General features: G+C 68.3%; 22 protein-coding genes, 1 tRNA gene and 2 pseudogenes. 11 read left to right on the top strand and 14 right to left on the bottom strand.

Annotated features, from left to right (window positions below; all coding sequences use genetic code 11):
* From NBG84_RS33105 to NBG84_RS33090, 4 genes are all read left to right on the top strand, one after another.
* Complete coding sequence (locus tag NBG84_RS33105) at positions 1 to 870, top strand: bifunctional DNA primase/polymerase (protein ID WP_250923381.1); 870 nt, start codon at positions 1 to 3, stop codon at positions 868 to 870.
* A 2-nt stretch (positions 871 to 872) separates the two neighbouring features.
* Positions 873 to 2,345, top strand: a complete 1,473-nt coding sequence (locus NBG84_RS33100) for an ATP-binding protein (RefSeq protein WP_250923380.1) — start codon at positions 873 to 875, stop codon at positions 2,343 to 2,345.
* A 491-nt stretch (positions 2,346 to 2,836) separates the two neighbouring features.
* Entirely contained in the window at positions 2,837 to 3,046 is a 210-nt protein-coding gene (locus tag NBG84_RS33095) for a helix-turn-helix transcriptional regulator (RefSeq protein WP_250923379.1), read from the top strand.
* Positions 3,043 to 4,419, top strand: coding sequence for a tyrosine-type recombinase/integrase (locus tag NBG84_RS33090; protein ID WP_250923378.1), 1,377 nt, complete (start codon positions 3,043 to 3,045; stop codon positions 4,417 to 4,419). The genes NBG84_RS33095 and NBG84_RS33090 overlap by 4 nt, the downstream gene beginning before the upstream one ends.
* 175 nt (positions 4,420 to 4,594) lie before the next feature.
* Here NBG84_RS33090 and NBG84_RS33085 read toward each other — a convergent pair.
* Positions 4,595 to 4,676 (bottom strand) — tRNA-Tyr (locus NBG84_RS33085).
* 192 nt (positions 4,677 to 4,868) lie between these two features.
* Here NBG84_RS33085 and NBG84_RS33080 point away from each other — a divergent pair.
* The 3 genes from NBG84_RS33080 (at position 4,869) to NBG84_RS33070 (ending at position 6,694) form a co-directional block, all read left to right on the top strand.
* Positions 4,869 to 5,357 (top strand): YajQ family cyclic di-GMP-binding protein, encoded by a 489-nt coding sequence (locus NBG84_RS33080; RefSeq protein ID WP_250923377.1) that lies wholly within the window; start codon positions 4,869 to 4,871, stop codon positions 5,355 to 5,357.
* A gap of 154 nt (positions 5,358 to 5,511) precedes the next feature.
* Positions 5,512 to 6,015 carry a methylated-DNA--[protein]-cysteine S-methyltransferase gene (locus NBG84_RS33075; RefSeq protein ID WP_250923465.1) on the top strand — a complete coding sequence of 168 codons (504 nt, stop codon included), beginning with the start codon at positions 5,512 to 5,514 and terminating at the stop codon, positions 6,013 to 6,015.
* 13 nt (positions 6,016 to 6,028) lie between these two features.
* Positions 6,029 to 6,694, top strand: a complete 666-nt coding sequence (locus NBG84_RS33070; protein WP_250923376.1) for an alpha-ketoglutarate-dependent dioxygenase AlkB family protein — start codon at positions 6,029 to 6,031, stop codon at positions 6,692 to 6,694.
* Positions 6,695 to 6,855: 161 nt separating this feature from the next.
* Here the strand turns inward: NBG84_RS33070 and NBG84_RS33065 are convergent, their stop codons facing one another.
* The 13 genes and pseudogenes from NBG84_RS33065 to NBG84_RS33005 form a co-directional block, all read right to left on the bottom strand.
* Positions 6,856 to 7,125 (bottom strand): GlsB/YeaQ/YmgE family stress response membrane protein, encoded by a 270-nt coding sequence (locus NBG84_RS33065; RefSeq protein WP_250923375.1) that lies wholly within the window; start codon positions 7,123 to 7,125, stop codon positions 6,856 to 6,858.
* A gap of 383 nt (positions 7,126 to 7,508) precedes the next feature.
* Complete coding sequence (locus tag NBG84_RS33060; protein WP_250923374.1) at positions 7,509 to 7,901, bottom strand: YccF domain-containing protein; 393 nt, start codon at positions 7,899 to 7,901, stop codon at positions 7,509 to 7,511.
* A 2-nt stretch (positions 7,902 to 7,903) separates the two neighbouring features.
* Positions 7,904 to 8,758, bottom strand: a complete 855-nt coding sequence (gene htpX, locus NBG84_RS33055) for a zinc metalloprotease HtpX (protein ID WP_250923373.1) — start codon at positions 8,756 to 8,758, stop codon at positions 7,904 to 7,906.
* 169 nt (positions 8,759 to 8,927) lie between these two features.
* The gene (locus NBG84_RS33050) at positions 8,928 to 10,493 is read right to left on the bottom strand and encodes an NADH-quinone oxidoreductase subunit N (protein WP_250923464.1); all 1,566 of its coding nucleotides are present in this window, start codon (positions 10,491 to 10,493) and stop codon (positions 8,928 to 8,930) included.
* A gap of 86 nt (positions 10,494 to 10,579) precedes the next feature.
* Positions 10,580 to 12,166 carry an NADH-quinone oxidoreductase subunit M gene (locus tag NBG84_RS33045; protein WP_250923372.1) on the bottom strand — a complete coding sequence of 529 codons (1,587 nt, stop codon included), beginning with the start codon at positions 12,164 to 12,166 and terminating at the stop codon, positions 10,580 to 10,582.
* A 3-nt stretch (positions 12,167 to 12,169) separates the two neighbouring features.
* Positions 12,170 to 14,179 (bottom strand): NADH-quinone oxidoreductase subunit 5 family protein, encoded by a 2,010-nt coding sequence (locus tag NBG84_RS33040; protein ID WP_250923371.1) that lies wholly within the window; start codon positions 14,177 to 14,179, stop codon positions 12,170 to 12,172.
* The gene (nuoK, locus tag NBG84_RS33035) at positions 14,176 to 14,556 is read right to left on the bottom strand and encodes an NADH-quinone oxidoreductase subunit NuoK (protein ID WP_250923370.1); all 381 of its coding nucleotides are present in this window, start codon (positions 14,554 to 14,556) and stop codon (positions 14,176 to 14,178) included. The genes NBG84_RS33040 and nuoK overlap by 4 nt, the downstream gene beginning before the upstream one ends.
* A 424-nt stretch (positions 14,557 to 14,980) precedes the next feature.
* Positions 14,981 to 15,557 (bottom strand): annotated as a pseudogene (locus NBG84_RS33030) (NADH-quinone oxidoreductase subunit J family protein); the annotation flags it as partial.
* A gap of 326 nt (positions 15,558 to 15,883) precedes the next feature.
* A pseudogene (locus NBG84_RS33025) lies at positions 15,884 to 16,504 on the bottom strand (NuoI/complex I 23 kDa subunit family protein); the annotation flags it as partial.
* A 2-nt stretch (positions 16,505 to 16,506) separates the two neighbouring features.
* A complete protein-coding gene (locus tag NBG84_RS33020; protein WP_250923368.1) occupies positions 16,507 to 17,472 on the bottom strand; it encodes a complex I subunit 1/NuoH family protein in 966 nt (321 codons plus the stop codon).
* Positions 17,469 to 19,433, bottom strand: a complete 1,965-nt coding sequence (locus NBG84_RS33015) for an NADH-quinone oxidoreductase subunit C (RefSeq protein ID WP_250923367.1) — start codon at positions 19,431 to 19,433, stop codon at positions 17,469 to 17,471. The genes NBG84_RS33020 and NBG84_RS33015 overlap by 4 nt, the downstream gene beginning before the upstream one ends.
* The gene (locus NBG84_RS33010) at positions 19,430 to 20,083 is read right to left on the bottom strand and encodes an NADH-quinone oxidoreductase subunit B (protein ID WP_250923366.1); all 654 of its coding nucleotides are present in this window, start codon (positions 20,081 to 20,083) and stop codon (positions 19,430 to 19,432) included. Before NBG84_RS33010 ends, NBG84_RS33015 begins: the two co-directional genes overlap by 4 nt.
* Entirely contained in the window at positions 20,074 to 20,472 is a 399-nt protein-coding gene (locus NBG84_RS33005) for an NADH-quinone oxidoreductase subunit A (protein WP_250923365.1), read from the bottom strand. Before NBG84_RS33005 ends, NBG84_RS33010 begins: the two co-directional genes overlap by 10 nt.
* A 240-nt stretch (positions 20,473 to 20,712) precedes the next feature.
* Here NBG84_RS33005 and NBG84_RS33000 point away from each other — a divergent pair, with 240 nt between their 5' ends.
* The 4 genes from NBG84_RS33000 to NBG84_RS32985 all read left to right on the top strand — a co-directional run bounded on the left by NBG84_RS33000 (position 20,713) and on the right by NBG84_RS32985 (position 26,130).
* On the top strand, positions 20,713 to 21,921 hold the full coding sequence (locus NBG84_RS33000) for a sensor histidine kinase (protein WP_250923364.1): 1,209 nt from the start codon (positions 20,713 to 20,715) through the stop codon (positions 21,919 to 21,921).
* Between the two features lie 784 nt (positions 21,922 to 22,705).
* Positions 22,706 to 23,149: an MFS transporter gene (locus NBG84_RS32995; protein WP_250923363.1), complete on the top strand. Its 444-nt coding sequence runs from the start codon at positions 22,706 to 22,708 to the stop codon at positions 23,147 to 23,149.
* A 604-nt stretch (positions 23,150 to 23,753) separates the two neighbouring features.
* Complete coding sequence (locus tag NBG84_RS32990) at positions 23,754 to 25,097, top strand: sensor histidine kinase (RefSeq protein WP_250923463.1); 1,344 nt, start codon at positions 23,754 to 23,756, stop codon at positions 25,095 to 25,097.
* 334 nt (positions 25,098 to 25,431) lie between these two features.
* Positions 25,432 to 26,130 (top strand): response regulator transcription factor, encoded by a 699-nt coding sequence (locus tag NBG84_RS32985; RefSeq protein ID WP_285368425.1) that lies wholly within the window; start codon positions 25,432 to 25,434, stop codon positions 26,128 to 26,130.
* The last annotated feature ends 429 nt before the right edge of the window (positions 26,131 to 26,559 follow it).

The raw sequence follows: 26,559 nt of genomic DNA, 5'->3' as shown, positions 1-26,559 counted from the left end.
ATGACCCATGACCGCACCACCGCGCTGCTATCCACGGCGCTGAATCTCGCTCAGCACGGGGTGCCCGTGCTGCCGCTACGGGCCAAGCGCCCCCCTGCGAACTGCCGCTCCTGCCGCGACATGGCGTGTGGAGGTAGGCCGCACATGCGCGTCCCTGGCCCGTGCGGGTGCCCGCTCCCCTGCCACGCGTGGGCAGCTGCCACCACCGACACCCGTGTGCTCACCTCTGCTCAGTGGGCAGCCGACTGGCGCCACGCGGACCACATCGCCTACCACCCCGGGGGAACAGGGCTGACCGTCGTGGACCTCGACAACCCCACCGCCGTCGCATGGGCACGCGAGACCCTACCCATCACCCGGATCGTGCCCACCACCCGCGGCGAACACTGGATCTACCAAGGTTCGATGCGGTCGGCGAACGCCGTTCGGCCCGGTGTCGACATCAAGAGCCTCATGGCCTATGCCCGTTGGCTCGGGCCCGGTACCGGCACGATGACCGCACTGCCGGACACCGTGCTCGCCCTGGTGGTGAAGGACATGGCCAGCCCCGGCAGGGTCGGTTCGGTCTCTGCTGGTGCGCGGCCCGTCCCAGTGTCCACGTCGGCCGGTGGTGGGGAGTGCCGGCACCGCACCCCCGCGTATCTGGCTCGCGGTATCGCCATGGCGGAGCAGCGCATCACCGAGGCGAGTAGCGGCATTCACACGGCGGTGTACCGGACGTTCCTCGCGGTGTTGTCGACGCATGGCCGGTGCGGCTGCCTCACCGAAGCCCACATCGACCGGCTATTCGCCGCCGCGCACGCCAAGGGCGAATCACCCCGCCACTGCTCTAATGCGTGGGCCAACGCCCTTACCGCGCTGGGGATGTGACCATGCCCGAGGATGAGAAGACCCCGGGCCGTGAGGTCATCACCGACTACGCGCAGGCCCATTTCCGGTACTTCCGCACCGCGGACGGGACCGTGTACGCGCAGCGCAACGGCCACCCCGTCGCCCGTCCGATCCGCTCGCAGGGAACGACCGGCAGCCACCGGCAAGAACTCATGGTCGGCCTGTTCCGGGACGGGCACGGCGTGTTCAACGGAACCGCGCTCAAGGAAGCCCTCGACCTGATCGAAGCCCTTGCTCTGACCACGGAGGTACAGGCCGTGCACATCCGCGTCGCCCCCGGCTTTGACGGGGCCACCTGGCTCGACCTAGGACGCACCGACGGGCAGTCGGTCCGTATCCACCCCACCGGCTGGGACATCCTCACTCCCGACCCGCGGGAAGTGTGCTGGCGACGTACCCAGCTCACCGGGGAACTCCCCATGCCCGCGAAGGGCACGAACGGCAAGGGCATCGACCTCCTGCTGCGGCTCAACAACTTCGCCACCGCTGAGACCGAGTGCTTGGCCATCGCCTGGTTGATCGGCTGCCTTGGCCCGTCCGTCCCCGTCCCCGCTCCCTTCCTCACCGGTCCCCAGGGGGCGGGAAAGTCGACGTCGGGAAGGATGCTCACCCGGGTGATCGAGGGCATGAGCGCCGACCTGCGGCGCCCCCCAAAGGACGAAGAGAGCCTGACCGCTGCGGTGGCGGCTGGATGGATCACCGCCCTCGACAACCTGTCCCACCTCGGGCCTGACCTGTCCGACCTGATGTGCTGCATCGTCACCGGCGCCGAGACCCTGAAACGGGCCCTGTTCACCGACGGGGACGTCTACCGGGCCCGCTACCGCCGCCCCCTGCTCATGACCGGCATCGACGTAGGAGTCATCCGCCCGGACCTTGCCGAACGGCTCCTGCCCCTGCGGCTCGAACGCCCCACCGTCCGCCGCACGGAAGCGGAGCTGTGGCGCGAGTTCGAAGAGGTACTGCCCGTCATCCTCGGGTCGCTGCTGGACCTGACCGTCCAGGTGCGAGCCGCGCAGACCGACATCCCGACCGACCTGCGCATGGCCGACTTCGCCCACCTGTGCGCCCAGTTGGACGCGGCGACCGGTCTGGGAGCGTTGAACGCCTACCGGGCCACTCTGGACGACCTCAATGACGACGTCATCGAGGGGGATTTGCTGGCGCAGACCGTCCTTCAGCACGCTGCCACCCTCGACCCCGGCGCCGTGGTCAGGATGACGTCGGCCGAGTGGCTCCACGCCCTCACCCGCCTCTACAGCGGCGAAGACTGCCGCCCCCTGCCCAAAGGCTGGCCCACCACCGGGAAAGTCCTCTCCGACCGCCTCAAGCGCCTCCAACCCACCCTCAGTGCCCGCGGCGTCGTCATCGAATGGGGCCGCACCAAAACCGCCCGATACATCGAACTCGACTGCCCCACACCACCCAGCCCGGACCAACAGGCAGCGTTCTAACCCACAGACATCCGCTGCGCTGCTGAACAAGCAAGAGGAGCACCCCGGCGCCGCGTGCTCCTCTTGCCTATCCGGCGCTTGCGCCGCCCAAGGTCGCGCCGCGAAGCGGCTCCTTCATCACGTCTAACAGTCGCACCACAACAGACACCCCCTCTCTTGTCCGAAGAGAGAAGACCCTGCGTCACCTGCGTCACCACCACTACCAAAACCGTAGATGACCTGCGGCTTCACGGGTGACGCAGAGACCAAAACCCTGCGTCACCCCGCGTCACCTGCGTCACCGATGACGCACGCCCTACGTCACCCATGACGCACCCCCAACCCTCTGCGTCACCCCAAAACTGCAGCTCAGACCACATCAGTGACGCAGATGACGCGATGACGCAGAAATCCGAGCCTCGGACAGCACAAGCAACGTGCGGAGCAGTAATGCCCCGCTGACAGAAATTGGGGCCGCCGCCCCTAACTCCCTGCCAAGGAGGCACAAGCCGATGACAAGCACGAACCGCCGTGTTCGCGTCACAGCCGACGAGTGGCTACCGCTCACTGACGCACTCGATCTGATCGGCATCACCCGGGCCACCTGGTACCGCTGGCGCAACCGCGGCTATGGCCCGGAGGTCAAGCGCCTACCCAATGGGCACCTCCGGGTGCGTCGCAGCGTCCTCGAAGCATTCATGGAAGAACTGGAGATCGCGTGACCGAGTGGAGCTATACCGTCCGCATTTGGAGTATCCGTAAGCGGCCGTACCGCAAGCCGTTTCAGCTCCGGTGGCGGGTAGGTACGCGGCCCCATTCCGAGTCCTTCCTTACCTCCGGACTCGCCGAAAGTCGACGTGCACAGCTCATTACCGCGACACGCGCGGGAGAGCCATTCGACGTGGACAGCGGTTTGCCCAAATCAATGGTGCAGAAAGCGCTGGACATCTCTTGGTACCAGCACGCCAGAAACTACATCGAGATGAAGTGGGATCACTCCCCCGCGACAACCCGCCGGAATCTTGCTGAGGCCATGGCCACCGTGACTCTCGCCCTGGTGAAGGACACCAAGGGCATGGCCGATCACCGGATCGTTCGGCGTGCTCTCTACAGCTGGGCGTTCAATGCCAACCAGTGGAATGAGGAACCACCGGACGACGTGAAAGCGATCCTTGCTTGGGTTGAGCGGAAGTCTCTGCCGACTTCCGCTCTTTCTGACCGCCTGCTCGTACGCAAGGCGCTGGATGCCTGCGCTCGCCGCCTTGACGGGAAGGCTACCGCTGGCACGGTTATCGCCAGAAAGCGCGCCATCTTTCACCAGTCGCTGAGTCTGGCGGTTGATGCGGAGCTGCTGACAGAGAACCCCATTCCGTCGGTGCGTTGGAAAGCTCCGGAAAAGGTGGAGGAAGAGATCGACCCCGAGTGCGTTCCTGCCCCCGAACAAGCTGCCGCGCTCTTGGCTGCTGTCCGTGGGCAGGGTGCCCGCGGTCGGCATCTGGAAGCGTTCTTCGGAGTCATCTACTACGCGGCCTGCCGTCCTGGTGAAACGGTCGGGTTGAAGTTGGCGGACTGCGAGCTACCGCGACGCGGGTGGGGCTTGCTCCGTCTACGGGAAAGCCGTGCTCGCTCGGGCACGGCTTGGACGGATAGTGGAGAGGCGCATGATCAGCGGGGGCTGAAGCACCGGTCCCGTAAGGCAGTGCGGTATGTCCCAATCCCACCTGAACTGGTAGCCCTGCTGCGCTGGCACATCACCCGGTTCGGGGCCGCGCCCGATGGACGGCTGTTCCGTACGGCGCGCGGTGGCATGGTGCAGGAGAGCGGATATGGGGAGGAGTGGGCTCGCGCCCGTGCTGACGCGCTCTCGCCTAGCGAGTACGCGTCCAAACTGGCCAAGCGTCCCTATGATCTTCGCCACGCGGCAGTCTCCACCTGGCTGAGTTCGGGTGTGGAACCGCAGCTCGTAGCCGAGCGAGCGGGCCACAGCGTGGCCGTGCTGTTCCGGGTGTACGCGAAGTTCCTGAAAGGTGGGGACGAAGCCGCGAACGCCAAGATCTCAGCCAGGCTCCGGGGACACGGGAGCCACCCGTCCTAGCCGTGCCGCTCAAAACCGCAGGTGGACCCCGAGAATCCCGTCCACACCCCGTCCACCACTACTGGTAGAGAGCGTGCGCGACCGAGACAGAGCGAGACAGTGGGCTCTGTTCGTCGCCCGCACGCAGATGGCCCCCGATCGGCGTTTCCGCTGATCAGGGGCCATCATCATCACGTGGCGGCGCCAGGATTCGAACCTGGGTAGGCTAAGCCGACGGATTTACAGTCCGCTCCCATTGGCCACTCGGGCACACCGCCATGGGATGTCACCTCGGGGTAGACCGCTGTACTGCGGCTCTCCTTGGCGACGACGTAAACGATACCCGATGTCCGGGGGTGCTCCGCCACTGGATTGATCAGCCCTTCGGGCGTTGCGGGTAGCTAGGCTTGTCCGAGCGGTTCGGGGACTCCGGCCGCTCTTCACACACCCGATCCAAGGAGCCACAGGACATGGCCGACTCCAGTTTCGACATCGTCTCGAAGGTCGAGCGGCAGGAGGTCGACAACGCCCTCAACCAGACGGCAAAGGAGATCTCCCAGCGCTACGACTTCAAGAACGTCGGGGCTTCGATCGCCTGGTCCGGCGAGAAGATCCTGATGCAGGCGAACTCCGAGGACCGGGTCACGGCGATCCTCGATGTGTTCCAGACCAAGCTGATCAAGCGGGGGATCTCGCTGAAGTCGCTGGACGCGGGGGAGCCCCAGCTGTCCGGCAAGGAGTACAAGATCTTCGCCTCGATCGAAGAGGGGATCTCCCAGGACAACGCCAAGAAGGTCGCCAAGATCATCCGCGATGAGGGCCCCAAGGGCGTCAAGGCGCAGGTGCAGGGCGAGGAACTGCGGGTCAGCTCCAAGAGCCGGGACGACCTTCAGGCCGTGCAGTCGCTGCTGAAGGGGCAGGACTTCGACTTCGCCATCCAGTTTGTGAACTACCGCTGACCAGTCGCCGGGAAACGGGTGGGCGGTAGCGCCCGCCCGTCCCGGCAGGGGCAGCCGCCATGTCGGATTTCCGCCAGCTTAGCCGGGGGCATGGGCTCAGACTCGTGGTGCGGGGCGTGGAAGAGACCGCGAGGAGAGGAGCGCCATGAGTGCGATGAAGGTCTATACGAACGTCGAGAGCCCCCTGGGCGAGTTGCTGCTGACCGGCGAGGAGTCCGCCTCCGCGCGCGGTGGCACGGCCCTCGCCTCGCTCTCGCTGCCCGGGCAGAAGGGTGCCGTCCGCGTCCAGGACGGTTGGCGGCAGTCCAGCCTGGCCTTCGCCGAGATCCAAACCCAGCTGGAGCGCTACTTCAGCGGTGAGCTGACGGACTTCGCGATGGAGTACGTCGGGGGCGGTACGGAGTTCCAGCAGCGAGTCTGGCGGGAGCTGGATCGCATTCCCTATGGAGAGACCACCAGCTACGGAGAGATCGCGCGGACGATCGGCGCGTCCAAGGTCGCGGTACGCGCCGTGGGAACCGCGGTCGGGCGCAATCCGCTCCTGGTGGTACGGCCCTGCCATCGGGTGATCGGTTCCGATGGGGCGCTGCACGGGTACGCCGCCGGACTGGAGCGCAAGGAGCGCCTGCTACGGCTGGAGGGCGTGCTGGCGTCATGAGCACGGGCCCCTCATGACGGCCGGCGCGCTCTTCCCCAGGGAGCCGGCCTTGATCGCGCCCGGCGCGATGCACCTGCCGGGGTGGCTCTCGGTGGAGCAGCAGCGGAAGCTGGTGAACGCCTGCCGGGCCTGGGCCCGTGGGCCGGTCCCTCTTCGACACACCACGTTGCCCGGTGGGGGCGTGATGTCGGTCCGTACGGTCTGTGTGGGCTGGCACTGGCTTCCGTATCGGTACAGCCGTACCGCGGATGATGTGAACGGCGCCCGGGTGGCCGAGTTTCCCGACTGGCTGACGGAGTTGGGGCGGGCGGCGCTGGTCGCGGCGTTCGGCGAGCGGAGCGACACCACCGGCTACCGCCCCGACACGGCACTGGTCAACTTCTATGACGGTGACGCGCGGATGGGGATGCACCAGGACAAGGAGGAGCGGTCGGGCGCGCCGGTGGTCTCGCTGAGCATCGGGGACAGTTGTGTCTTCAGGTTCGGCAACACCCAGACCCGGGGGCGCCCTTATACCGATGTGGTGCTGGAGTCGGGTGATCTCTTTGTCTTCGGCGGGCCTTCGCGGTTCGCTTTCCACGGAGTGCCGAAGGTCCATCCGGGAACGGGTGACCCGGCGACCGGGCTGAGCGGTGGGCGGCTGAACATCACCCTGCGGGAGACCGGGCTGAGCGGCTGACGCACCGCTTGGGCGGTGATGGGCGGCCGGGCGGGCCCGCCCGGGCCGTGGTGCGCGGGAACTGACCTGCGGGCGGATGGCTTGGTCCCCATCCGCCCGGGGAACTCACCCGGGGACTCAGAGGTCCTGGAGGCTCAGAGGTCCTGGAGGCTCAGGGGATGTCAGCGCGAGCGGGAGTGGCCAAAGAGCAGTCGGTAGGCGATGAGCAGCACCAGCGATCCGCCGATAGCCGCGGCCCAGGTGGCGCCGTCGTAGATCTCGTTGGTGATCGGCTTGTCGAGGAAGCGTGCCGAGAGCCAGCCGCCGGTGAACGCTCCGGCGACGCCGATGAGGGTGGTGCCGACAAGACCGCCGGGGTCGCGCCCGGGGAGCAGGATCTTGGCGACGACTCCTGCCAGCAGCCCAAGAACGATCCAGCTGATGATGCTCATGCCCTGAACCTGCCTTCCCTACGGTGTCGACTCCGTTGGCTTCGATCATTTGGTTGGTTTCGTACCAGGACGTCGTGGACGCGTCGAACAGTTGCGGGAATGAGCGGGCTGACTGCCACCACCCGCGCTGGCCTTGGGGATCGTCTGTCCAACTCGCGGCCCCTCATCCGCCGCCGAAAGGATCAAGGTGGGATGGCCGCGGGTGATCGCGTACGCCTGGTCAGCGCAGGGGGCGTGCGGGTGGGAGTGCCTCAGCGCAGGGCCGGTGAGCGCCGCGGTGGGCAGGCACCGGCCTCAGACGCACGGCAAGGGCGGCAGAGGTCAGGTCGTGCCCAGGGCGGCGGTGGCGCCGGTGAGCGGACTCCGGGTCGTACGGGTCGTGGTCAGCGGCCGGCGAACGGCTGGTCGGAGGGGACGATCTCCTTGCCCAGGGGCAGCAGCGAGACCGGGATCAGCTTGAAGTTGGCGATGCCCAACGGGATGCCGATGATCGTGACGCAGAGCACGATGCCCGTGACGATATGTCCCAGTGCCAGCCACCAGCCGGCGAGGACCAGCCACAGCACGTTTCCGACGCACGACGGCGCACCCGCGTCATGGCGGTCGACCACCGTGTAGCCGAACGGCCAGAGGGCGTAGACGCCGATACGGAAGGCGGCCAGGCCGAAGGGGATTCCGATGATGGTGATGCAGAGCAGCGCACCCGCGAATATGTAGCCGAGGAACATCCAGAAGCCGCACAGGATGAGCCAGATCACATTCAGGATTGTCTTCATGGTCAGCGACCTGCCATCTGTTCGAGTCGGGCGATCCGTTCCGCCATGGGCGGATGGGTCGAGAACATCTTGGTCAGGCTCCTGCCCGGCCGGAACGGGTTCGCAATCATCATGTGGCTCGCTGTCTCCAGCCGCGGCTCGGGGGGCAGCGGGAGCTGCTTGGTGCCGGCGTCGAGCTTGCGCAGGGCGCTGGCGAGGGCCAGCGGGTCACCGGTGAGCTGAGCGCCGGACGCGTCCGCCTCGTACTCGCGCGAGCGACTGACGGCGAGCTGGATGATGGAGGCGGCGACCGGCCCGAGAATCATGATCAGCAGCATTCCGACGAGGCCGGGGCCGTCGTCGTCGGAGCGGCCCACCGGGATCAGCCAGGCGAAGTTCGCCAGGAACATCACCACGGAGGCGAGCGCTCCGGCAACCGAGGAGATCAGGATGTCCCGGTTGTAGACATGGCTGAGTTCATGGCCGATCACCCCGCGCAGCTCACGCTCGTCCAGGATGCGCAGAATGCCTTCGGTGCAGCAAACGGCGGCATTGCGCGGGTTGCGGCCGGTGGCGAAGGCGTTGGGAGCCTGGGTGGGCGAGATATAGAGCCGGGGCATGGGCTGGCGAGCGGCGGTGGAGAGCTCACGGACCGTGCGGTAGAGCGCGGGGGCCTCGAACTCGCTCACGGGCCGTGCGCGCATGGCACGCAGAGCGAGCTTGTCGCTGTTCCAGTAGGCGTAGGCGTTGGTGCCGAGCGCCACGACCAGGGCGACGATCAGTCCCGTACGCCCGAAGAAGCTGCCGAAGGCGATGATGAGTGCGGACAGTCCCCCGAGGAGTACGGCGGTCTTCAGCCCGTTGTGCCGGCGGTGCACGGTAGGCCCTCCAGGTGGTGCGGCAGGGGAACCCTTGAGAAGCCGCGGCGGTGCCGCCGCAGTGGTGGTGCTCCACTCTCCAGTGGACCCTTCTGTACTGGTCAACGCCAGGCGAAGGGCCCTAGTTCCCTGGCGGGAAGGGCCGCGGGCTGAGCCGTACGGGTGACGGTCAGAACAGGCTGGTGGCCGCGAACCGCAGCACCAGTTGGGGATAGCCGGAGAGGGCCACCGCCACGGTTGCCGTCAGTGCGATCGCCACGGTGATCGCACTGGGGGCGCGGAGGACCGCGACGCCGCCACCGTCCGTCGTCTGCTCGGGTGCTCCCTCCGGGGCACGGAAGAGGATCGCCGTCCACTGGAGGTAGTAGTACAGGGCGATCACCACATTGACGGCCATGACGACGGCGAGCCATCCCAGACCGGCGTCGACGGCCGACGAGAAGACGGTCACCTTGGCGAAGAGACCGATGATGCCCGGCGGCAGACCGGCGAGACAGAGCAGGAAGAAGCCCATCGCGAGGGCTGCGAGCGGGCGGGTGGCGTAGAGGCCGCGGTAGTCGGAGATCCGGTTCATCGGATGCGTACGGGCGACGAGGGCGGCCACCGCGAAGGCGCCGAGATTGACCGCGGCGTACATCAGGGCGTACGCGACGGTCGCCCCGATCTGGTCATCGCTGGAGTACGCGGCTGCCGCGATCGGCACCAGGATGTATCCGGCCTGTCCCACGGATGACCAGGCCAGCAGGCGTACGGCGCTCCAGGCGCGGGTCTGCGACTGGCGCAGGGCGGCCACATTGCCCGCGGTCATGGTGAGCGCGGCCAGTACGGCGATGGCGGGGCCCCAGACATCGGCGTACCCCGGGAAGGCGATGACGGTCACCAGGATGAGACCGGAGAAGCCGACCGCCTTGCCGACGACGGAGAGATAGGCGGCGATGGGCAGTGGGGCACCGACGTAGGTGTCCGGCACCCAGAAGTGGAAGGGGACGGCAGCCGTTTTGAAGGCGAAGCCGATCAGGGTCAGTGCGACACCGGTCTTGGCGAGGGTGTCCAGCTGTCCGGAGACCTCGCCGAGTCGGGTGGCGATCTCGGTGAGGTGCAGGGTGCCGGTCGTGCCGTAGACAAAGCTGACACCGAGCAGGGTCACGGCCGTGGCGGTGACCGAGGAGAGGAAGAACTTCAGGGCCGCTTCGCTGGAGCGGCGGTCTCCCCGCTTGAGGCCGACGAGCGCGAAGGCGGGTAGCGAGGCGACCTCAAGCGCGACGACCAGGGTCGCCAGGTCGCGGGAGGCGGGGAGGAGCGCGGCGCCCGCGGCGGAGGCGAGCAGCAGGAACCAGAACTCTCCCGCGGGCAGGTCCCGGCGGGTGTCGTTGAGCGAGAGCAGCGCGGTGAGCAACGCGCCACCGAGGACCAGGAGCTGGATCGCGAGCGTGAAGTGGTCCGCGCTGTAGCTACAGGTTTCGGGGGCGGTGGTCAGGCAGAACGTCTGCCGGTCGCCGTCGCTCAGCGGTACGAGGGCGAGGAGCGCGAGGAGCAGTCCGCCGATCGCACCGATGCCCAGGAGCCGCTTGTGGGTGTCGGGTACGAAGAGGTCGGCGACCAGGACGGCCAAGGCGACCACGGCGGCGATGGTGGGTGGGGCGATGGCGAGCCAGTCGACCGACTGGACGAGGTTGGGGGTGCTGGCGGAGAGGGTGGTCAGGCCAGAGGCGAACTCGTTCGCGCCGCCGGCCAGCTCGCTGACGGGCGGTTGGTTCGCCGCCTGAGCGAGGCCGCCCGCGTCCGTGGTGGCCGCATGGGGGTCCAGCGCGGTTGCCGTGATCACGACTTGCCTCCTGCGAGGAGCTTCTGCACGGCCGGGTCGGTGAGACCGAGGAGGACCGCGGGCCACAGGCCGGCCAGGACGGTGAGGGCGACAAGCGGGGACCAGGTGGCGAATTCGTACCGCTGTACGTCCGCGAAGGGGGCCGGTTCCGTCTCCTGTTGCTGGTGGATCGCGCCCATGCAGACCCGGCGCACCACGATCAGGAGATAGGCGGCGGTGAGCAGGGTGCCGAAGCCACCGATCGCCATGAAGGTGAGGAAGAGGGGACGGTTCAGTCCCTCCGCCGGGTTGAACGCGCCGAACAGGGCGAGCATCTCGCCCCAGAAACCGGCGAGGCCCGGCAGTCCGAGAGAGGCGACGGCCGCGAAGGCGAGCAGTCCGCCGAGGCGGGGCGCCCGCCCGTAGAGAGCGGCGCCGGCGGCTCCCGCGAGGGTGTCGAGGTCGGCGGTTCCATAGCGGTCCTTGAGCGCCCCGACCAGGAAGAACAGCAGGCCGGTGATCAGGCCGTGGGCGATGTTGGCGAAGAGGGCGCCATTGACTCCGGTGGGGGTCATGGTCGCGATGCCCAGCAGGACGAAGCCCATGTGCCCGACGGATGAGTACGCGATCAGCCGCTTGAGGTCGCCGCCCGCTCCCTGTTTGGCGAGTGCCAGACAGGCGAGGGAGCCGTAGATGATGCCGACCACGGCGAAGGCCGCGAGGTAGGGGGCGAACGTCCGCATGCCGTCCGGGGCGATGGGCAGAACGATCCGCACGAACCCGTAGGTGCCCATCTTCAGCAGGACGCCGGCCAGCAGAACCGAACCCACGGTCGGGGCGGCGGTGTGAGCGTCCGGGAGCCAGCTGTGCAGAGGCCACATCGGGGTCTTCACCGCGAGGCCGATACCGATGGCGAGAACGGCGATGAGCTGCGTGGACGCGGTGAGGCCCCGGCCGTTGTCAGTGGCGAGTGCCACCATGTCGAAGGTGCCGCTCTTCAGTCCGATCAGGAGCAGGCCGAGCAGCATGACGACGGAGCCGAGCAGTGTGTAGAGGATGAACTTCCAGGCGGCGGCCTGCCGTTCTCCACCGCCCCAGCGGGCGATGAGGAAGTACATCGGGATGAGCACCATCTCGAAGGCGAGGAAGAAGAGCAGCAGGTCGAGGACGGCGAAGGTCGCCAGCGTCCCCGATTCCAGGACGAGCAGCAGCGCGACAAAGGCCTTGGGGGAGGGGCCTGAAGGCATCTTGAAGTAGCTGTAGAGCGCGCAGAGGAAGGTCAGCAGCGCGGTCAGGACCAGCAGGGGGAGGGAAATGCCGTCAACACCCAGATGGATGCGCACATCGAGTGCGGCGATCCAACTGATGTCCGTCGTGGCCTGCATCCTCGACGGCTGGTCATGGTCGAAGCCGATGACGAGGATGATCGCCGCGACCAGGATCGCGCCGGTGACGGTCACACCATGGCGCAACACCGCCTGGTCGGGACCGGTACCGCGCAGTCCGGGAGGGGCGGGCAGCAGCGCGGCACCGGCTCCCAGCAGCGGCACGACGATGATGAACGCCAGAAGGAACTGCATCACGGACTCGCTGATATCGATCACGGCTCACGATCCCGCGTTGGCGTTGGACAGGACGACGGCGGCGATCACCAGGACGACGGAGCCCGCCAGCAGTGCGCTGATATAGGTCTGCACATTGCCGGTCTGGGCGCGTCGGACGAGTTGGCCGAGCCAGTTGCTGCCGGTGCCCGCGCCGCGCACATAGGTGTCGACGACCTCGCGATCGAGGAAGCGGACCAGGTCGGCCCCTGCTTGGACGGGGCGTACGAACAAGGCGTGGTAGACGGCGTCGAGATGGAATCCCGTCACCGCGTGGCGGTGCAGTGGGCCGAGTAGCACCCGGCCGGGGTCGGTGGGATCGGCCGCGCTCGCCATGTCCCCGTAGGCGGGGGTGTGGGTGGCGATGGCCTCTGCCTCGGTGACCGCGGGGGATGCATCCGGGTGTGCGGCCTGTGCGCCCAGGGGGATGGGGGCGGGGGTGGCGGCGCTCGGACGCTTTGAGCGCCAGGCGGCGTAGGTGATCAGCCCGCCGATCAGGGAGACACCTGTGCCCAGGACCGCGGTGACCACGGTGGGCGCCAGGCTGTGGCCGTCGAACCAGTCGTCGAAGTAGCCGTAGGTCAGTCCGAAGCCGAGGGAGGGGATGGCCAGCACCCAGAGCACCGCGGTCATGGGGACGGGCTCCCGGCCGTGGTCGGGGGCTTCGGGGCCCTGGCCGCGGAAGGCGAGCAGCCACAGTCGGGCGGCGTAGGCGGCAGTGAGGAGGGCGGTCAGCAGTCCGGCGACCAGCACGACCCAGCCGGCGATGCCGGGGGCGGCGGTGGAGTCGCGCAGTGCGGTGTGTTCGGCGGCGACGAGGACGGCTTCCTTGGAGAAGAAGCCGGCGAAGGGGGGAATCGCGGCGAGGGCGACCAGGGCGATGGTCATCGTCCAGTAGGCATCGGGGATGCGTTTGGCGAGACCGCTCATGCGGGACATGGCCGCGAGTGAGTTGGTGCCGGCGGCGTGGATGACCACGCCCGCGCAGAGGAACAGCAGCGCCTTGAAGGCACCGTGGGACAGGAGGTGGAAGATGGCGGCCCCGCGGTCGGCGACGGCGAGCGCGCCCGCCATGTACCCGAGCTGGCCGATGGTCGAGTAGGCGAGGACGCGTTTGATGTCGTCCTGGGCCAGGGCGGCGAGCGCCGAGCCGATCATGGTGATGGCGGCCATCACGGCGAGGACGGTGAGTGCCGCCGCCGAGGACGCGAAGAGCGGGAGCAGCCGGGCGACGAAGTAGATGCCGGCCGCGACCATCGTCGCGGCATGGATCAGAGCGGAGACGGGGGTGGGGCCGGCCATGGCGTCGGGAAGCCAGGTGTGCAGCGGGAACTGGGCCGACTTGCCCGCCACACCCGCGAGCAGCAGAAGGGCGATCAGGGTGGGGTGGTCAATACCGCCCGCCGCGACGGAGTCGAGGATTCCGGTGATACGGAAGGTTCCGGCGTCGGTGGCGAGCGCGAAGAGCCCGATCAGGAAGGGGACATCGCCGAGCTTGGTGACCAGGAAGGCCTTGAGTGAGGCGGCCCGCGCCTCGGGCGTCTCCCAGTAGTGGCCGACCAGGAAGTACGAGCAGATGCCCATGATCTCCCAGCCGACCAGGAGCACCATCAGATCGCCGGAGTAGACGACGAGGAGCATCGCGGCGGTGAACAGGGAGACCAGGGCCGCGTAGGAGGCGTAGCGCGGGTCATCGCGCAGATAGGCGGTGGAGTAGATCTGCACACAGGACGCGACCAGCCCGACCAGTACGGCGACGAGTGCGGCGAAGCCGTCGATGTGCAGGGCGAGGTCGATGGGGACGGAGCCGGTGGGAGTGAGCTGGGTGGCGGCGTCAATCGTTTCGCCCCCGCCCTGACGGATCGCGACGACGACCGCGAGCCCGGCCGCGGCCAGAGTCGGCAGAACGGCCAGAGGGCGAACGAACCCGGGGGCGATCCGGCCGAGGAGCAGCCCGGCAGCCGCCCCCAGGAAGGGGAGCAGCGGGACAAGGACCGCGAGGGTGGTGGTGGTCACGCGTTGGCCTCAGCCTTCTGCGCCGGGAAGGCCGTGTCGGGGCCGGTGTTCTGGTCGAAATCGTCCTCGTGGCCCTCAGCGGTGTCACGGAGCCGATCGACGTCCGAGGTGCCGCGGTTGCGGTAGACCATCAGAACGATGGAGAGGCCGATGCCGATCTCCGCTGCGGCGATGGCGATGGTGAAGAGGGTGAGCGCCTGGCCGGAGTGAAGCGTGTCGCGCAGCCAGACATCGAAGGCGACCAGGTTGAGGTTGACCGAGTTGAGCATCAACTCGACCGACATCAGAACCAGGATGGCGTTGCGCCTGGCGAGTACGCCGTAGATGCCGACGCAGAAGAGGAGGGCCGCGAGGACGGCCGGGTAGGCGAGGTGCATCAGCTCTCTCCCTCGGGTGCCGTCGCGGGGGTGCCGCTGGAGCCTGCGGGCGGGTCGGTAGCTGGGGTGCCGGGGCGCGCGGTGGTACCGGCGGATGAGCCGGGCGCGGGTGCGGACTTCTCGGTGGGGCCAGGGGTGGCGTCAGGACCATGACCGGTGCCGGTGGTGGGGCTCGGGCTTGCGCTCGGGCCGGGGGCCCTGCTGGTGGAGGTGGGTGCGGCGGGCGCGGATCGCACGGCTGACTCAGCAGCAGAGGGCGGGGACTCGGCGGCCGCTCTGCCGGGGTTCCGGTTGGGTGCCTTGCCGGAAGCCTCGGCGGGTGCCTGGTCGGTGCGGGGGGCAGTGGTGTCTGGAGGGCTTGGCCGAGGGCTCTTGGGTGAGCGCGGGCGGGGCTTGGCGCCACGCTTCGGGGTGGGCTCCTGGGCCCGCTTGCGGGAGAGCACGATCGCACCGACAAGGGCCGCGAGCAGCAACACCGAGAGCGCCTCGAAAGGCAGCACCCAGTGCCGGAAGAGGATCGACCCGGTCACGGCGGTGCTGCCCTGAGCCGGTCCGCTCAGATCGATCCAGGTGGCGCGGAACGCGTCCACGACCACCCAGACAAGCGCGACCGCGGCACAGAGGGCCACGGCGAGCGCGACCCATCGATTACCGGAGTCGGCGTCCGGGGAGCGGCCGATGGGGGCCCTGGTGAGCATCAGCCCGAAGAGAAGGAGGACCACCACGGAACCGACGTAGATCAGGACCTGCACCCAGGCGATGAACTCCGCGGTGAGCAGCAGATACTCGACGGCGAGGCCGCCCAGCGCCACTACCAGCCAGAGGGCGGCGTGCACCAGTTGCTTGGTCGTCACGGTCATCACGGCGGCGCCGAGCGTGACCAGGCCGACGAGCAGGAAGGCGACCTCGACACCGGTCGGTGAGAGGAAGCTCCGCGCTTCGGTCGCCTTGGCGGCTGCCAGGGCGGTGGCGTTCACCGACGCGGCGGCGGTGAGCATCATTCCGGGCCTCCTTCACCCATGGGCCCGGAGGCGGAACCGCCGGTCTGTCCGCGACCGCTCGGGCGATCCGGGGCCGGGCCGCCGGAAGCCGCGTCACCCGACGTGGAACCACCGGAACCAGAACGGCCGGAACCAGAACCACCGGAACCAGAACGGCCGGAGGTAGAACCACCGGAGGTAGAACCACCGGAGGTAGAACCACCGGAGGTAGAACCACCGGAGGTAGAACCACCGGGTGTGGAGCCATCCGCGGCTGGGCCATCCGGAGCCGAACCACCGGAGGTAGGGCCGCCGGCAGCCGGGTTGCCGGGATGGGGGCCATCGTCAGGAGCGTCGCTGGCGGACGGGGCATCAGCGGACGGGGCATCAGCGGCGGCTGCCGCTTCAGCAGCCTCCTGGGCCTGCTGCTCCTTCGCGGCTTCCTGGGCGGCGGCGAGCTTCTCCGCCGTCTTACGAGCCGCCGCGATCTCCTTCGGCTCCTCGGCAGCGGGATCGAGCGCGGGCGGAGCGGGCACCGTCCACATCCACTCCCGGAGTTTGTCGCGCTCATGGGTCAGTTCGCGGATGTCCGTCTCCGCGTACTCGAACTCCGGAGACCAGAACAGCGCGTCGAAAGGACAGACCTCGATGCAGATACCGCAGTACATGCAGAGCGAGAAGTCGATCGCGAACCGGTCCAGGACATTACGGCTGCGCTCACGGCCACCGGGAGTGGTGGCGGGGACCGTCTCCTTGTGGGAGTCGATGTAGATGCACCAGTCGGGGCATTCGCGGGCGCAGAGCATGCAGACCGTGCAGTTCTCCTCGAACAGGCCGATCACCCCGCGTGTGCGGGGCGGTAGATCGGGCTGCACGTCGGGGTACTGCGCAGTGACTGTCTTCTTCGTCATCGTGCGGAGGGTGACCGCGAGGCCCTTGGCAAGGCCGGAGCCGGGGATCGGCGCCATGACTAGATCACCACCTTCACGATGCCGGTGAGGGCGATCTGGGCGAGGGCGAGCGGAACGAGCGTGGTCCAAGCGAGCCGCTGAAGCTGGTCCTCACGCATCCGCGGATAGCTCACCCGCAGCCAGATGACGACAAAGGCAAGAACGGCGGTCTTCAGGAGGGTCCAGACCCAGCCGAGCCCGTCCGCGCCCATCGGCCCGTGCCAGCCACCGAGGAAGAGGACGGTGGTCAGACCGCAGAGGACGACGATGCCGGCGTACTCGGCGAGCAGGAAGAGCGCGAAGCGCAGCCCGGTGTACTCGGTGTAGGCGCCAAAGATGATCTCCGAGTCGGCGACCGGCATATCGAAGGGAGGGCGCTGGAGTTCGGCGAGCCCCGCCACGAAGAAGACGATGGCGCCCACGATCTGCCAGGGCAGCCACCACCACTCGAAGGCGTCCAGGATGCCGGTCAGCGAGACCGTGCCCGCGGCCATGGCGACGGAGGCGGCGGTGAGCAGCATCGGCAGCTCGTAGGCCAGCAGCTGGGCCGCGGTCCGCAGTCCGCCGAGAAGGGAGAACTTGTTGGCCGACGCCCAGCCCGCCATCAGGGAGCCGAGGACTCCTACGCCCATGACCGCCATGACGAAGAAGATGCCCGCGTCGATGACCTGACCGACCGCGCCTTCGCCCGGGCCGATCGGGATGACGAGCACGACGAGTAGATACGGCAGCAGGGCGACGGCAGGCGCCATCTGGAAGATACGGCGGTCGGCACCGGCCGGAACCACATCCTCCTTCTGTACGAACTTCACACCGTCCGCGACCAGCTGGGCCCAGCCGTGGAAACCGCCGGCGTACATCGGACCGAGACGGCCCTGCATATGGGCCATCACCTTGTGCTCGGTCTGCCCGATGACGAGCGGGAAGACCATGAAGACGGCGAAGACGATGAGTAGCCGGATGGCGACGTCGAGAGCGTCGTTCACTCGGGGTCGCCTCCAGAGTCCTTGGTGTCGTTGTTGGTGGTGACGTCGTTGCTGTCTTGGTCAGCGCTCGCGCCCTTGCTGGTACCGGTGTCAGCACCGGTCCCGGGACGGGCGCCGGTGTGGCCACCGCTTCCGGTTCCGTTCGGCGCATCAGTTCCGGTTCCGGTTCCGACTTCGGTCCCAGTTCCGGCTTCAGGTTCAGCTCCGGCTCCGGTTTCGATCCCGGTTTCGGTTCCGCTGGCTGCGTCGGCGTCGCTCTCGGCCGGAGGGGTTTCTTCCGTGGAAGGCCCGGTCTCGGTACCGGCAGCGGAGGGCTCTGGGCCAGCGGCGTCCTGGGGGATTCCCGGTTGCCCGGCTTGGGCGCCCCGGGCCGAGTCCTGGGCCGCCTTGCCCTGCTCACCGGCTCCTTCGGAGTCGTCGAACGCCGGCCGGGCGTGGTGCCAGGGGGCATCTGCGCTACGGGTACGGCCGTCGCCAGCCAGGCCCTTCGAAACAGAACCGGCCGGCTCATCCGCAGCGGTGTCCGAAGGCGGGGCTTCCCCACGTTGAGCCGGGGAGCCAGCACCCGCGCTCCGATCTGCCCCCGGGCCGACCGAACCAGCGGAACCAGCGGAACCAGCAGGAGCATCCGGCACCGGTGGAGCCTCGGGAGTCACCGGACCCGCGGGAGCATCCGACTTCGCGGGGCCCTGTGCCGAATCGGCCTCGGCCGCTTCCTCCCGCTGAGACGGTGGCACCTCTGTGGACGCTTCTTCTGTGGAGGCTGGCAGATCAGAGGCCCCCGGAGAACCAACCGTCTCGGGCGCCCCCTGCCCCTCCCCGGTTGCCGGCACAGGCGTTGCTCCCGTTGCCGCTGCTGCCGCTCCGGGAGTTGCTGCCGTTCCTGGCGTAGCGCGCGGATCGGATCCAGCGGCTGTCGCGGGTCCAGTTGCGGTCGCGGGTCCAGTTGCGGTCTCGGGTGTCGCTGTTGCCTTGGGTCCAGTGGCTGTCTCGGGCGCCGGTGCCGTCCTCGGTGCCCGTGCCGTCGGGGGCGTCTCACCGTCCGACACCGCGCCGGGCCGCTGGGCCGCCTGGCTCGCCGAGCCCTCGCTCACGCTCCGGGAGCGCCGAGCGGGAGCGGCCGAACCCCCCGCAGCCGTGCCACCCGTTGCGGGCGACTGACTGGCCGAGCCCTCCCCAGCCGTACGGGCACGGCGAACCGGGCGTTCCCCGGCCGCCGCCCCCGCCGCGCGTGGAGTACGGGCCGGGCGGGCGGGCGCCGGGGGCAGTTGGCCCTTCAGCGGGCCCCATTCATTGGGGTCCGGGACCCCGGGCGGAAGCATCTGTCGTCGCTTGGGACCACCGTGTTCGGACTCTCCCGGCTCCTTGGCCCCGGGCCATGCCTTGGCAACCCGAGCCGCAAGAACGAAGTCCTTGCGCAGCGGGTGACCTTCGAAGCTGTCGGGCAGCAACAGTGGGACCAGATGGGGATGGTCGGTGAACTCCACGCCGAACATCTCGTGGGTCTCGCGTTCATGCCAGTCCGCCCCCGCGTAGACCGCGACGGCGGTGGGGAGTACGGGCGCGTCATGCGGAACAGTCGTACGCAGCAGCAGCCTACGGACCCGGACGCCGTCCGAGGTACCTGCCTCAGCCGCGTTCCTCTCCGTACCGTCGTGAGCAGTACCGCCCCCGCCAGCGCCTCCAGCAGTGCTCCCGCCAGCGCCCTCACCACCAGGCGACCGTGAGCCACCCCCCAGCGCCACCACATGGGCGCAGATCCGGAACCCGATGTCCGGTTCGTCCACCGCGCTCAGCCAGTCGAAGTAGGTGCAACCCAGCTGGTCGCGGGCGGTCTCCAGAGCCGCGATCCAGGATGCCGGCGGCACATCGACCGTGAGGAGGTCATAGGCCTGCTCGGCGGTGGCGTCGACGCCGAAGATCTCGGTGACACCCTCCGGCAGTTGGTCGTACGCGCTCACCGCGCACCCCCGGCCGCACCGGCGGAACCCCCAGCGGCCGCGTCGCCCGCGCTGTCAGCGGCGCCGGTGCCGGGCGCAGGTGGCGGAGTCACCAGCCCGCTGCGCAGCTCGGCGGTCGAGGCACCCACGCCGGAGCCCGGGCCGTACCGCTCACCGAGCGACTCACGGGCGATCTTCTCCTGCAGTTTGAGGATTCCCTGGAGCAGCGCCTCGGGGCGCGGCGGGCACCCGGGGACATACACATCCACCGGAATGATCTGGTCCACGCCCTTGGTCACCGAGTACGAGTCCCAGTAGGGCCCACCGCAGTTGGAGCAGGCGCCGAAGGAGATGACGTACTTGGGCTCCGGCATCTGCTCGTACAGCCGCTTGACCGCGGGCGCCATCTTGTCCGTGACCGTGCCCGAGACGATCATCAGATCCGCTTGGCGCGGTCCGGGAGCGAAGGGGATGACGCCGAGTCGGATGAAGTCATGTCGGGCCATGGAGGCCGCGATGAACTCGATGGCGCAGCAGGCGAGGCCGAAGTTGAAGACCCAGAGGCTATAGCGACGCCCCCAGTTGAGGACGACCTTCATCGGCTCGGGAGCCAGCCGGGAGAGGATGCCGAGCCGGCGTGGCTCGGGAAGCGACTCCGGGATCACGTCCATGTCAGGACGCCCTTCTTCCATGCGTAGAGCAGTCCCACGGCCAGGAAGCCGAGGAAGATGAACATCTCCACGAGCGTCGTCGCGCCGTATCCCGGGGCAGCGAAGATCGTGGCCCACGGAAAGAGGAAGATCGAGTCGACGGCGAAGATCACGTAGAGGAACGCATAGACGTAGTAGCGGACCTGTGTGTGCGCCCAGCCCTCGCCGACGGGGTCGACTCCGCACTCGTACGTCATGAGTTTCTCGGGAGTGGGCACGACGGGCCGCAGCAACCGTCCAGTCCCGAAGGCCACCGCCACGAAGAGCACGCCGATCAGGGCGAGCAGTCCGACGACTGAGTAGCTCTCGTAGTAGCTGGCTGCGAGCGTGGCCACGGTCGGTTCCGGCACGTCCGCTCCTCGCTCCCTGGCCTCATGGGCCTCGTCTACCTCGTCGACCTTCGAAGACCGCGTCAATCGCTGCGATGCCTTGGAATCAGTCAACGAGTGGTGTTGTGTACGCACGGGAGTCTAGGCCCTGCTAAAGGGACGGTAAGCAGTCGCGTCTGGTGCCAGGTGGGGTTATCCCTACTTCCGTCCCACCCAGGTACCCCATGGCGCGGGCCGACGCGGCCAGGCAGGCTGGCGCGTATGACCGTGAGCAACACCGCTATCCACAGCGACCCCGACACGCGCACCGCTGATGATCAGCCGCCGCCCGTGGCGTTCGCCTTCCCCCGCCACACCTGGAAGGAGATCGCGTATCTCCTCACCAACCTGCTGGCGGCACTCATCGGTTTTGTTTACGTGTCGTTCACAATCTTCCTGGGTGCGGGACTCTCGGTAACGGTGATCGGTGTGCCGTTCCTCGCGCTCGCGCTGGCAGGGGCCCGGCTGATCGGCAAGTCGGAGCGGGCTCGTGCCCGGGCGCTTCTCGGTGTACGGGTCGACGAGCCGAGCCCACTGAACGGGGGTCGCCGGGACGAGGGCGTCTTCGCCTGGGTGTGGGCCAGCTTGCGGGACCCGGTTGCCTGGCGGACCGTTCTCTACTGCTTTATCCGTATGCCATGGGGTGTGGTGACCTTCTCCGTGATGTCGGTCGGCCTCTTCGTCCTCTGGCCCGTGCTGCCCTACATCGCGCGTGGACTGGCCAATGCCGACCGGGCGATGGTCCGCGGTCTGCTCTCACCCTCCGATGAACTGGAGCGGCGGATCGCCGAGCTTGAGTCGGATCGGGGTGTGGTGGTGGACACCGCGGCCGCCGACCTGCGCCGCATCGAACGCGACCTGCACGACGGCGCCCAAGCCCGCCTCGTCGCCCTCGCCATGGACCTCGGACTCGCCAAGGAGAAACTCCTCGAAGACCCCGACGCCGCGGCGGTCATGGTCGAGGAGGCCCACGGCGAGATCAAGATCGCGCTGCAAGAACTGCGCGACCTCGCCCGAGGCATCCACCCCGCCGTCCTCACCGACCGCGGACTCGACGCGGCGCTCTCGTCCATCGCATCGCGCTGTACTGCCCCGGTGAAGGTGTCGGTGGAACTCGCCGAGCGGCCGGCGGCCGCCATCGAGGGAATCGCCTACTTCACCGTCTCCGAACTCCTCCAGAACGTCAGCAAGCACGCCCAGGCGAGAAGCGCCGCGGTGGATGTGTGGCAGTCCGATGACCGGCTGCTGATCCAGGTCAGCGACGATGGACGGGGTGGCGCTCAACTGGACGGCGGGACGGGGTTGGCCGGGCTGTCGGAGCGACTGGGCGCGGTGGACGGGCTCTTGGTGCTGGACTCTCCGGTGGGCGGTCCGACGACCATCACGGTGGAGATCCCCTGGCGCGCCCGCACCGAAGCCCAGGGGCGGTGAATCGCAGCGCCCCCACCAACGGTCGGCCGCGCTTCAGCAAGCAGCGGTCCGCGCTGCGAACAGCGGTGAACCGCGGGTCCGGGCTCTACGGGGACGGTCGGCATGCCGCGCCCGGGACAGGGCGCGGCAGCGGCCGGAGCAGAGGACGCGGGGTGCCAGCGGCCCGGTCACAGCCGCGCGTCATCCTGCACCACACGCGTACAGCTCACACACGCGTACAGCTCAGGTGTACTGCTCACTACAGCTCAGCCGTACCGCTCACGTGTACCCCTCACGTGTACCCCTCAGCTCTACTGCTCCTACTGCGACGGCTTTTCAGCCAACCGATGGGGAAATGCGGTCAAATAACATCCGCATTGAACTCCGCATATCGGAACTAACTATCCACAAAGCCGCTGCGCGCTCCTGAGACGCGCGCCTGGTCATCGGCGTCCAGTAGCCTCCGCAGAAGCTTCGTCAGGATCTCCCGCTCGGTCCGGGTGGAACCTGTGAGGAAGGAATCTGGGACTCTTCGGCCACCTGCCGCAGCCGGCGTTGGAGTCCCTCCCCCTCGTCGGTGAGTTCGACCAGTTGCCGACGCCGATCAGCCCGGTCCCGGGTGCGGCGCCTTCACCCTCGTACCGCTGCTCGCCCAGACCCCGTCGAGCGCCGGATACGGCTTCGATGCCTCCGCCACCCAGGCCGGACTGTTCATGGTGCCGATGGCGGTGACCATGCTGATCGCCAGTCCGCTCGCCGGGCGGATCGGCGCGACCCTGGGCTGGAAGTTACCGCTGGTGCTGGCGTGCCTGATCGGTATGGCCGGATTCACCACCCCGGATTCACCACCTACGCCGGGGCGCACGGCGCCGAGGGGGCGATCTACGCCGGTTCGGCGGTGCTGGGCATCGGCGTCGGCTCTGCCTTCGCCGCCCTGGCCAATCTCGTGGTCAGCGTGGTCGACCGGAGCCGAACCGGTGAGGTGACCGGCATCAACACCATCATGCGTACCATCGGCGGCTCTCTCGGCGCACAGATCGCCGCGTCCGTGGTCGCGTCCCGGACGATCCCCGGAACACAGATCCCCGCCGAGTCCGGCTACACCACCGCGTTCGTGATGTCGGCGATCGCGGTGGGGGTCGCCACCCTGGTCGCCCTCACGGTCCCCGGCAGGCTCTGGCAGCGGGCCACAGCCCCCGCCCCATCCCCGCCGCCAGGAGTGGCCAGTCCGGCCCAGGAATTCCCGTAGCTGCCCGACTACGGACACAGCCTCCTCGTCGGCACCGCCCTGACCCCGAGCGCGGGCTCCCCGAGACGGGTCCCGCCCGGCAGTGCGCCGCGAGGGTCCCGATCGACCGCCCCGGCACGGCGCGCGTGCCCACACCACCCGGCGACGCGGTGCCGCTTCGCCGAGTTCCGCGGTCGGCTCAGCAAGAACGCCATGGGACCGCCTGACCGCCCCTCCGTGCGGTCGTCTTCGCACCGTGCAGCGTCGCACCGTACGCTCTCCGAGCCGTACAGCGTTCGCACCGCACGCCCTTCGAGTCATACGGTCCCTGAGTCGCACGACCTTCGAGTCATAGGGCCTTCGAACGGTACGGTCTTCGAGTCGTACGGGCCGTCTCAGCTGCGAGCGGTCCGAACCGGCGGCTGCTTCGGGCTCAGCGGCCCGGTGTCGCCGAGCGGCGCCCTGCCTCCACTGCCGTCTCCCACCCAGGGTGCTGACCGGTGGTCCCGCACTCCATGGTGGGGAAAACCCCCCGTCCAAGAGGGCGACCGCCCTCATGGTGCGCCGGTCGCGGCCAGAGCACCCTTGACCCATGACAGCCCGCAGCGCAGAACGGACGACACCCATGGCCAGCGACTCCCGACCGGAGCGACGGGACCGGCTTGAGCACGACCGGAACCACCTGATCCCTTCGGCGCTGCGGACACCGTTCGAGCGCCGCACCTGGCGTGAGTTCGGGTATCACATGCTGAGCCTGCCGATCAGCACGATCCTCTTCGTCTTCGCGATCACCACGGTCTCGCTCGGCGCTGGTCTGCTCGTCACCTTCGTGGGCATCCCGGTCCTGGCTGCCGCGCTGGCCGGTTGCCGCAGCTTCGGAGCACTGGAGCGCGCCCGCGCCCGCGTGCTGCTGCGCCACGATGTGGAGCGCCCCGAGCCGGTGCGCCCTCGCACCAACGGGGTGATGTCCTGGATCGGGGCGATCCTCAAGAGCGGCACCTCATGGCGGAGTCTGCTCTATGCGGTGCTGCACTTCCCCTGGGCCGTCATCTCCTTCTCGATCCTCCTCACCCTGTGGAGCGTGGGCTGGTCGCTGCTGTCGTACCCGCTCTGGCAGTGGGTGTTCCCCACCTACGGAGACGCTCCCGGAATCCAGCTCTACGGTGACGGCTCCGGCTCCCAGGCCCGGACGCTGTATCTCGACACTCCGCTGGAGATCGCCATGGCATCGGCGACGGGCTTCGTGCTCGTTCTGGTGACCGCCTGGATGATCCGCGGCTTCTCCTATGTGGACCGGGTGATGGTCAGTGGGCTGCTGGGACCTTCGTCCCTCGCCACCCGGGTGGTGGAGCTTGAGTCGGATCGGGGTGTGGTGGTGGACACCGCGGCCGCCGACCTGCGCCGCATCGAACGCGACCTCCACGACGGCGCCCAGGCCCGCCTCGTCGCCCTCGCCATGGACCTCGGGCTCGCCAAGGAAAAGCTCCTCGAAGACCCCGACGCCGCGGCGGTCATGGTCGGCGAAGCCCACGGTGAAGTGAAGATCGCCCTGCAAGAACTGCGCGACCTCGCCCGAGGCATCCACCCCGCCGTCCTCACCGACCGCGGACTCGACGCGGCACTCTCCTCGGTGGCCTCCCGCTGCACGGTGCCCGTGACCGTGACCGTGGATCTCCACGAGCGGCCGGCGGCCGCCATCGAGGGAATCGCCTACTTCACCGTCTCCGAACTCCTCCAGAACGTCAGCAAGCACGCCCAGGCCCGCCGGGCATCGGTGGATGTGTGGGTTTCGCAGGGGCGGCTGATGCTCCAGGTGACCGATGACGGCCGGGGCGGGGTGGATCTCTCGTCGGGCAGCGGTCTGGCAGGTCTGGCGGAGCGGCTGGATGCCGTCGACGGCATCCTGGCCATCGACTCGCCGCTCGGTGGTCCGACCACGGTGACCGCGGAGCTTCCCTGGCGCCACTGATCCCTTACCTCGCTTGGCCGTCCCCCGACAGGCCCCCTCGCCTTCGCCCATCGGGGGCATCGCCGAGACCACGGCCCTCCCCGCCCATCTGCCAGGCCCAGCCCATTCCCCTCCAGTCCCGGCCCGTTCCCCCCAGTCCCGGCGATCCCGACAGCCCTGATAGCTCCGACAGACCTGATGGCGCCGAATAGCTCCGCCCCTGTGCTTGCGCTCCCCTGATTCAGGGATGTCACACCCCCACAAGCCCCAAAACACCCCCGATCCCCCGTATCACCGGCAGCGGAGACCGCACTGAGGTCCGGATGCTGGGATGCTGATTCATATAGGGCGAGATATGGATCGACATGGGGGATGCAGAGCAGTGAGCGACAGAGTGCGGGTGGTCATCGCCGAGGACTCGGTGTTGTTGCGAGAGGGTCTGACGCGACTGCTGACTGACCGGGGTCACGATGTGGTGGCTGGGGTGGGCGACGGGGAAGCGCTGATCAAGAAGATCAGTGAGCTGGCCGCGGAGAACGCGCTGCCGGATGTGGTGGTCGCCGATGTGCGGATGCCTCCCACCCATACAGACGAGGGCGTACGGGCCGCGGTGCGCCTGCGCAAGGACCACCCCGACATAGGGGTGCTGGTGCTGTCCCAGTACGTGGAGGAGCGGTACGCCACCGAACTGCTGGCGGGCAGCAGCCGCGGGGTGGGCTATCTGCTCAAGGACCGGGTGGCGGAGGTGCGCGAGTTCGTCGACGCCGTGGTGCGGGTGGCGCGGGGCGGTACCGCGCTTGACCCGGAGGTCGTCGCCCAGCTGCTTGGCCGCAGCCGAAAGCAGGACGTTCTCGCCAGACTCACCCCGCGCGAGCGCGAGGTCCTCGGTCTGATGGCCGAGGGACGGACGAACTCGGCGATCGCCAAGCAGCTCGTGGTGAGCGACGGGGCGGTCGAGAAGCACGTGAGCAACATCTTTCTCAAGCTGGGACTCTCCCCGAGTGACGGGGATCACCGCCGCGTACTGGCGGTGCTGACCTATCTCAACTCCTGATGACCTGACGATCCGTCAGATACGGAGCTGAGCGGCGGTCCTACAACCAAAGGATGAGCAGGGAGCGGCTCAGCCGGAAAGGCCCGAGGGGTGTGCAAAATATGCTAAACCATGACATTCAGCTGTCCCAAAAAGACGTCCACTATCTGAGCGACACCGGGAAGGGCACCCTTACCCACGTAGGGTGGCTCAGGGAACGGCTGGTGGGACGGCCGGACCGAACAGCCGCCTCAAAGGGAGGTCCAGTTCAGTGACCAGCCAGGTCAGTAGCCCAGCCGAACACGCCGACGATGCCGATGAGGCGAATGAGGCGCTCGTGGGAGGACCACGGTCCCCTGCGGCCAACACCGGAGACGGCATCACCAAGGAGGTTCGTCGGCTGGATCGGGTGGTGATCCGGTTCGCTGGTGACTCGGGTGATGGGATGCA

It is taken from the genome of Streptomyces albipurpureus, assembly GCF_023701525.1.
Classification (GTDB): Bacteria; Actinomycetota; Actinomycetes; order Streptomycetales; family Streptomycetaceae; genus Streptomyces; species Streptomyces albipurpureus.
This window is presented reverse-complemented; position numbering and strand designations above follow the sequence as displayed.

Coding starts and splice junctions, on each gene's coding strand:
- nuoK (WP_250923370.1), bottom strand. CDS start 14,556: ATGCACCTCGCCTACCCGGCCGTCCTCGCGGCCCTCCTCTTCTGCGTC.
- NBG84_RS33070 (WP_250923376.1), top strand. CDS start 6,029: ATGACGGCCGGCGCGCTCTTCCCCAGGGAGCCGGCCTTGATCGCGCCC.
- NBG84_RS32990 (WP_250923463.1), top strand. CDS start 23,754: ATGGCCAGCGACTCCCGACCGGAGCGACGGGACCGGCTTGAGCACGAC.
- NBG84_RS33095 (WP_250923379.1), top strand. CDS start 2,837: ATGACAAGCACGAACCGCCGTGTTCGCGTCACAGCCGACGAGTGGCTA.
- NBG84_RS33060 (WP_250923374.1), bottom strand. CDS start 7,901: ATGAAGACAATCCTGAATGTGATCTGGCTCATCCTGTGCGGCTTCTGG.
- NBG84_RS33100 (WP_250923380.1), top strand. CDS start 873: ATGCCCGAGGATGAGAAGACCCCGGGCCGTGAGGTCATCACCGACTAC.
- NBG84_RS33105 (WP_250923381.1), top strand. CDS start 1: ATGACCCATGACCGCACCACCGCGCTGCTATCCACGGCGCTGAATCTC.
- NBG84_RS33010 (WP_250923366.1), bottom strand. CDS start 20,083: ATGGACGTGATCCCGGAGTCGCTTCCCGAGCCACGCCGGCTCGGCATC.
- NBG84_RS33075 (WP_250923465.1), top strand. CDS start 5,512: ATGAAGGTCTATACGAACGTCGAGAGCCCCCTGGGCGAGTTGCTGCTG.
- NBG84_RS33080 (WP_250923377.1), top strand. CDS start 4,869: ATGGCCGACTCCAGTTTCGACATCGTCTCGAAGGTCGAGCGGCAGGAG.
- NBG84_RS33065 (WP_250923375.1), bottom strand. CDS start 7,125: ATGAGCATCATCAGCTGGATCGTTCTTGGGCTGCTGGCAGGAGTCGTC.
- NBG84_RS33000 (WP_250923364.1), top strand. CDS start 20,713: ATGACCGTGAGCAACACCGCTATCCACAGCGACCCCGACACGCGCACC.
- NBG84_RS32985 (WP_285368425.1), top strand. CDS start 25,432: ATGGATCGACATGGGGGATGCAGAGCAGTGAGCGACAGAGTGCGGGTG.